Origin of the sequence: Desulfovibrio sp. 1188_IL3213 (assembly GCF_036763145.1) — a bacterium.
In the GTDB taxonomy this organism is placed as follows: domain Bacteria; phylum Desulfobacterota; class Desulfovibrionia; order Desulfovibrionales; family Desulfovibrionaceae; genus Desulfovibrio.
Map to the genome: position 1 here is coordinate 1 of NZ_JBAIYR010000138.1, position 5366 is coordinate 5366.

The following is a 5366-nucleotide window of genomic DNA, read 5'->3' on the forward strand; positions in this document are numbered from 1 at the left end:
CCGCCGTCACGAACGCCGCCGCAGGCGTTGGGCTGCCCGGTGAGCGAAAAAGACGTGGCCCCCGGGCGGCATATCTGCCCGGTAAGCAGATGCAGGTTATGGATAAGATTATTGGCAAACACGCCCTGCACGCGCTGGTTGATGCCCATGCACCAGAGGCTCATGGTCGCGCCGGACTCGGCAAAAGCCCGGGCCGCGCTGTAGATCTGCTCTACCGGTACGCGGCAGATTTCCGCCACTTTTTCCGGACGGTAGTTTTCAAGAAAGGCTTTGTAGCCCTCAAAGTCAGAAGGTTTGCCCTCCGCATCCATAAAACTCACGTAACGCTGCCAGAAACGCGGATTATCCAGCTCCTCATTGATGATAACCCAGGCCATGCTGTGCATGAAGGCCAGGTCGGTGCCGGGCCGGAAAGCCACATGCATGTCGGCTATGCGCGAAGTGTTGGTGCGGCGCGGATCGGCCACAATGATCTTTACGCCCGGCTCCACCTGCTTGCGGCGGGCTATACGCCGAAAAAGCACGGGATGCGCCTCGGACGTATTGGAGCCGATGATGAAAAAACAGGTGGCCTGGTCAATGTCGGCATAGGTTCCCATAGGTTCGTCCTTGCCGAAGCTCGTCATGTAGCCGCCCACGGCCGAGGCCATGCACAGGCGGGGATTGCCGTCCACATTATTGGTGCCGAAGCCCCCCTTGAAAATCTTGTTGGCGACATAGCTTTCTTCGGTAAGGCACTGGCCCGAGCCATACCAGGCAACCGAATTGGGACCATGCGCATCAATGCTGCTGCGAAATCTGGAAGCCATCAGATCCAGGGCCTCGTCCCAGCTTACAGGCTCAAGCTTGCCGCCCTTGCGACGGCGCACCAGGGGCTGCGTGACCCTTTCCTTTGAATTGAGCACGGGGATAAGCAAAGACCCCTTGAGGCACAGCAGGCCCGCATTATGGTTGTTGGGGTCGCCCTGAATAGCCACGGCCTTGCCGTCCCTGACGCCCACAAGTACCCCGCAGCCCGTGCCGCAGTAGCGGCAGACGCCCTTTACCCATTTTTCCGGCCTGCTGTCCGCCGCATGTGCCAGAGACCCGAGCCCTGCGCCGGAGGCCGCTGCCACGGCGGCGGACATGGCAAAATATTTCAGAAAATCACGACGTGAAGTACTCATATGTTCAACCTCGCTGTTGGTCCGGCACAAGCCCATTCCCAGGTCCCGTCATGCGGGAGGCGCCTGTGCCGCCGGAAAACCCCGGCTGTTTTTTCAGGCAATGACTCCAGCCTGCGGCGCGCGACCGCCGCGCCAGGCGCTACAGGTCCGTCTTGTTGGTGGGCAGGCGGTATTCATAGGCCCGACCGTGCATGGGACTCTGATGGTAGGGATGACAGCTCACGCAGTCATCACGCTTGCCGAACTTGGCCTCCATGCGCTGTATGGACAGGGAGTGGCAGCGTGCGCACACTTCCACGCCCGGCTTGCGGGCAAAGGGAATGGCCCCCTTGCCGTCGGGCATGCCGTGACAGGTCTGACAACGCACAAGGGTGATGCCGTGTTTGCTTTCATACCATTCCTGCGCCACACGGGGGGTGCTTTTGGCATGGCAACTGTAGCAGTCGCCCTCCATCTGCGGCGCTGCAAGATGCTTGGCGGCTTCGCAGCGGTCAGTGGGAAAAGCCCAGGCCATGTAGGCGAAATAAACACCCCCCAGCACCAGCAGCGCCAGCAGGGAAAAAAGCACGATCTTGCAGGACTTCATGGCCGGATCTCCTTGATTTTCTGGGCGAACTTCTGATTTGTGGGAATACGTTCGTCAAAAACAGGCAGGTGGGCGAGGTTACGGTGGCACCCCACGCAGCCGCTGCGGGCCTGCCCGTTTTTACCTTCGTAGTTTTCGTGCGCGAGCCTGCCCATTTCAGAGACAGGTCCGTCATTTTTGGCGTTTCTGGTCAGATTCTGGTGGCAGGCCCGGCAGTTGGCGTCATCAGTAAAGCGCCGGGCTATGGGCTGCATGGCCGCACGGTCCAGATCTGCGCCGCCTTCGGTCGTGTGGACCCACAGGTCTTTCACGCCCAGCCAGGCTTTTGCCCCCAACATGCGCACCACATTGCCCGACGGAATGTGGCATTGAGAACAGCCGATGGGCTGGCCCTGGGCATCGGCCGCATGTGATGAAAAACGCATTTCTTCCTGATACACGCGCATTTCGTGGCAGGACAGGCAAAAACTGGTCCCGGAGGTGTAAGCCACCCCCGCGCCCGCCAGCGCCACGCACGCCGCCAGAATTACGCTGCCGATGATCCAGACGCGCTTTCGCGGATAAGGCATGGGTGTGAACCTCCATCAATAAAAAAGAATGCCGTTTGAAAGCACGGTCACGCTTGCCGTGCCATTGCAAAAGCTGTTACATAAAAATAAATCTTTATTTTACAAAATGTTACAGATACAAAGCAATTGTCATGCCAGTTCACATCTTTAAGAACAAGCGTGATTTTACTTACTATTTGAGAAAAACATCACAATTACCCTGAAACAGAATTCATGAAAATATGACTACTTTCATAAAAATATGACAATTTCCGACAATGACTTACTCCGCCGAACCGGGTCCGCATGCCAGCGTGCAGCCCCTATTCGTGCAACCCGCTTGTCCAAAGAGCGGTCCACCGCCCGTGCGTACAGACGTGCCTGCATCCTGAATTTTCCGCAGCGCCGCACACGCCCCTGACGCCGAAAGCGCTTCGCCCGATGAACGCCGTCCGGCGGTTGAAAATAGCTCTGGATTTCCTTGCCTCTCAAGCGTATAAGCCAATCCGGCAGACAAGGGCGGCACAGAAAAACCTGCAAACCCCGCATCGCCCGCAGGGCTTACTGACAGGCTGCAGGCGTCATGCGAGGGGGCCACGCCGTTGCTGCTGCGTCCAAATGGGGGCGTTCCGTCGCCGAAAAAACCGGCGTCAGGAGCATTTTCTAAAAAATATCTTGAATATCCTGCCAAGCTGGGCCAATATGCCGCAAATGTCGTTCGAACTCTTCGTGGCCTTGCGCTATCTGTTTTCAAGACGCAAGCAGACCTTCATCTACATCATCTCTCTCATGTCCATTCTGGGCGTGGCCCTCGGCGTTGGCGCTCTGGTCGTGGTGCTTGGCGTATACAACGGTATGACCACCGACATGCGGGACAAGATTCTTGGCGCCAATTCACATGCCATTGTCATGTCCTACCTGCCTTCGGCCTTTGAAAACGATGACGGCCTGCTGGACCGCATACGCTCCATCAAGGGCGTTACCGGAGCCACTCCCTTTGTGTATACCGAAGTGATGCTTTCGTCGGGCAACGGCGTCAAAGGCGTTGTTCTGCGGGGCATTGACCCTGAGTCCGGGCCGCAGGTGCTCTCCATGCTGCGCCAGATGCGCTCCGGGTCTGCCGCCGGCCTGCAAAAAGAAGGTGCGCCCGGCCTTATCATCGGCGAAGAACTGGCGAAACGCCTCGGCCTTGCGGTGGGCAGCCGTGTGAACCTGCTGTCGCCCTCCGGGCAGAAGACCGCATCGGGCTACGCGCCGCGCATCCGCCCTTTCGAGATAGTGGGCATATTCAAGACCGGCATGTTTGAATACGACTCGTCCCTCGCTTTCGTGCACCTTGCCGCGGCCCGCGACGTGCTCGGCCTGCCCGAAAAATATCTTTCCGGCGTGGAACTGACCGTCAACGACCTCTTCAAGGCCGACCAGATCTCCAGCCGTGTGGCGACAGAGCTTGGCTCTCCCTTTTATGTGCGCTCGTGGATGGAAATGAACGCCAACCTTTTTGCGGCCCTCAAGCTGGAAAAGATCGGCATGTTCATCCTGCTGACTATGGTGGTGCTTATCGGCTCTTTCTCCATTGTCACATCGCTTGTCATGCTGGTTATGGAAAAAACGCGCGACATCGCCATCATGATGTCCATGGGGGCCACGCGCGGCATGATACGCCGTATTTTCATGTATCAGGGCAGCATCATCGGCGTTATCGGCACGTTGCTGGGCTATGTGCTCGGCCTTACTGTGGGCTGGCTGCTCAAGCGCTACCAGTTCATCAAACTGCCTGAAAACGTCTATACTCTCGACCACCTGCCCATCAGCATCACCCTCACCGACGTGCTCATCGTGGGGGCCAGCGCCATGTTGCTGTGCTTTCTGGCAACCCTTTATCCGGCCCGCCAGGCGGCCCGCCTGGAACCGGCGGAAGCCCTGCGCTACGAGTAGCCATGTCCGCACTCTATAAATTTTCCAACGTGAATAAAGTTTTCTCCGCACCGAGCGAAAACCTTGAGATCCTCAAAGATATCAATCTTGTCGTGGAAGAAGGGGAAGCTCTTGCCATTGTAGGGGCTTCCGGTTCCGGCAAAAGCACCCTCTTGCATCTTATGGGTGCTCTTGATACTCCAAGTACGGGCGCTGTCTATTTTGACGGGCAGGACATGACCCACATGACGCCCGACCAAAAAGCGGCCTTCCGCAATAAAACCTTGGGCTTCGTTTTTCAGTTTCACCACCTTTTGCCGGAGTTTTCGGCAGTGGAAAACGTGGCAATGCCGGCCATAATCGGCGGTGAACGCCAGTCCGCCGTCATGCCCAAAGCCAGGGAAATGCTTGAACGCGTGGGTCTTGCGGCCCGGATGGACGGCAAGGTTGCCACACTTTCCGGCGGCGAAAGACAAAGGGTAGCCATCGCCCGCTCAGTGCTGATGCGCCCGCGAGTGCTGTTGGCTGACGAGCCCACCGGCAATCTGGACGAACATACCGGAGAGCAGGTGGGCGCGCTTATGAATGAACTTAACCGCGAGTTGGGCATGACTCTCGTGGTCGTGACGCATAATCGGGAACTGGCCGCAGGTATGGGCCGCATCCTGGAACTGAAAGCGGGGACTCTGTATGAAAAAAATCTTGCGTAATATCCTGTCCAACATTCTTTGCGTCACCGCTCTGGTATGCGCCGTCCAGCTTATGCCCCGCGAGGCCGGCGCGTCACAGGGTCCGCTTGTTCTGGTGCTGCCCTTTCAGGTAAATGCCGGGCCGGAAATGCCCAATGCCGCCCAGGACGTGCCGCAGATCATCACTGACCAGCTCAAGCAGAGCGGCATGCGCGTTGTGCCTATGAACACGGCGCGCCAGTTGCAACGCAGCAGCGGTGAAACCATTGACCTTGCCACAGCGCGCGCCCTGGGCCGGCAGGCCGGAGCGCAGCTTGTTATTTATGGCAGCTTCAACCAGCTTGGCGATGGTTTCAGCATGGATACGCGCCTTGTCCCCGTGCAGCAGGGCGAAGCCATACCTGCCGGTTTCGAGCGCAATTCGCTTGTGGCCCTCAGCGACTGTGCCAGCACCCTGGCA

5 protein-coding genes and 1 pseudogene are annotated in these 5366 nt (G+C 58.0%); 3 read left to right on the forward strand and 3 right to left on the reverse strand.

Annotated features, from left to right (window positions below; genetic code table 11):
* The 3 genes from V6C16_RS07270 to V6C16_RS07280 form a co-directional block, all read right to left on the reverse strand.
* Nucleotides 1–1166, reverse strand: a 1166-nt coding sequence (locus V6C16_RS07270; RefSeq protein WP_333542955.1) for a molybdopterin-dependent oxidoreductase, incomplete at its 3' end; no start/stop codon positions are given.
* A 139-nt stretch (nt 1167–1305) separates the two neighbouring features.
* Entirely contained in the window at nt 1306–1752 is a 447-nt protein-coding gene (locus V6C16_RS07275) for a hypothetical protein (RefSeq protein WP_333535471.1), read from the reverse strand.
* Complete coding sequence (locus tag V6C16_RS07280; protein ID WP_333535470.1) at nt 1749–2321, reverse strand: cytochrome c3 family protein; 573 nt, start codon at nt 2319–2321, stop codon at nt 1749–1751. Before V6C16_RS07280 ends, V6C16_RS07275 begins: the two co-directional genes overlap by 4 nt.
* Before the next feature lie 690 nt (nt 2322–3011).
* On the opposite strand from V6C16_RS07280, the gene V6C16_RS07285 reads away from it, so the two are divergent.
* From V6C16_RS07285 to V6C16_RS07295, 3 genes and pseudogenes are all read left to right on the forward strand, one after another.
* Nucleotides 3012–4238, forward strand: a complete 1227-nt coding sequence (locus tag V6C16_RS07285) for a lipoprotein-releasing ABC transporter permease subunit (RefSeq protein WP_333535472.1) — start codon at nt 3012–3014, stop codon at nt 4236–4238.
* Nucleotides 4239–4240: 2 nt separating this feature from the next.
* The gene (locus V6C16_RS07290; RefSeq protein ID WP_333535469.1) at nt 4241–4927 is read left to right on the forward strand and encodes an ABC transporter ATP-binding protein; all 687 of its coding nucleotides are present in this window, start codon (nt 4241–4243) and stop codon (nt 4925–4927) included.
* Nucleotides 4908–5366, forward strand: a pseudogene (locus V6C16_RS07295) (outer membrane protein assembly factor BamA); the annotation flags it as partial. The gene V6C16_RS07290 and the pseudogene V6C16_RS07295, both read left to right, overlap by 20 nt.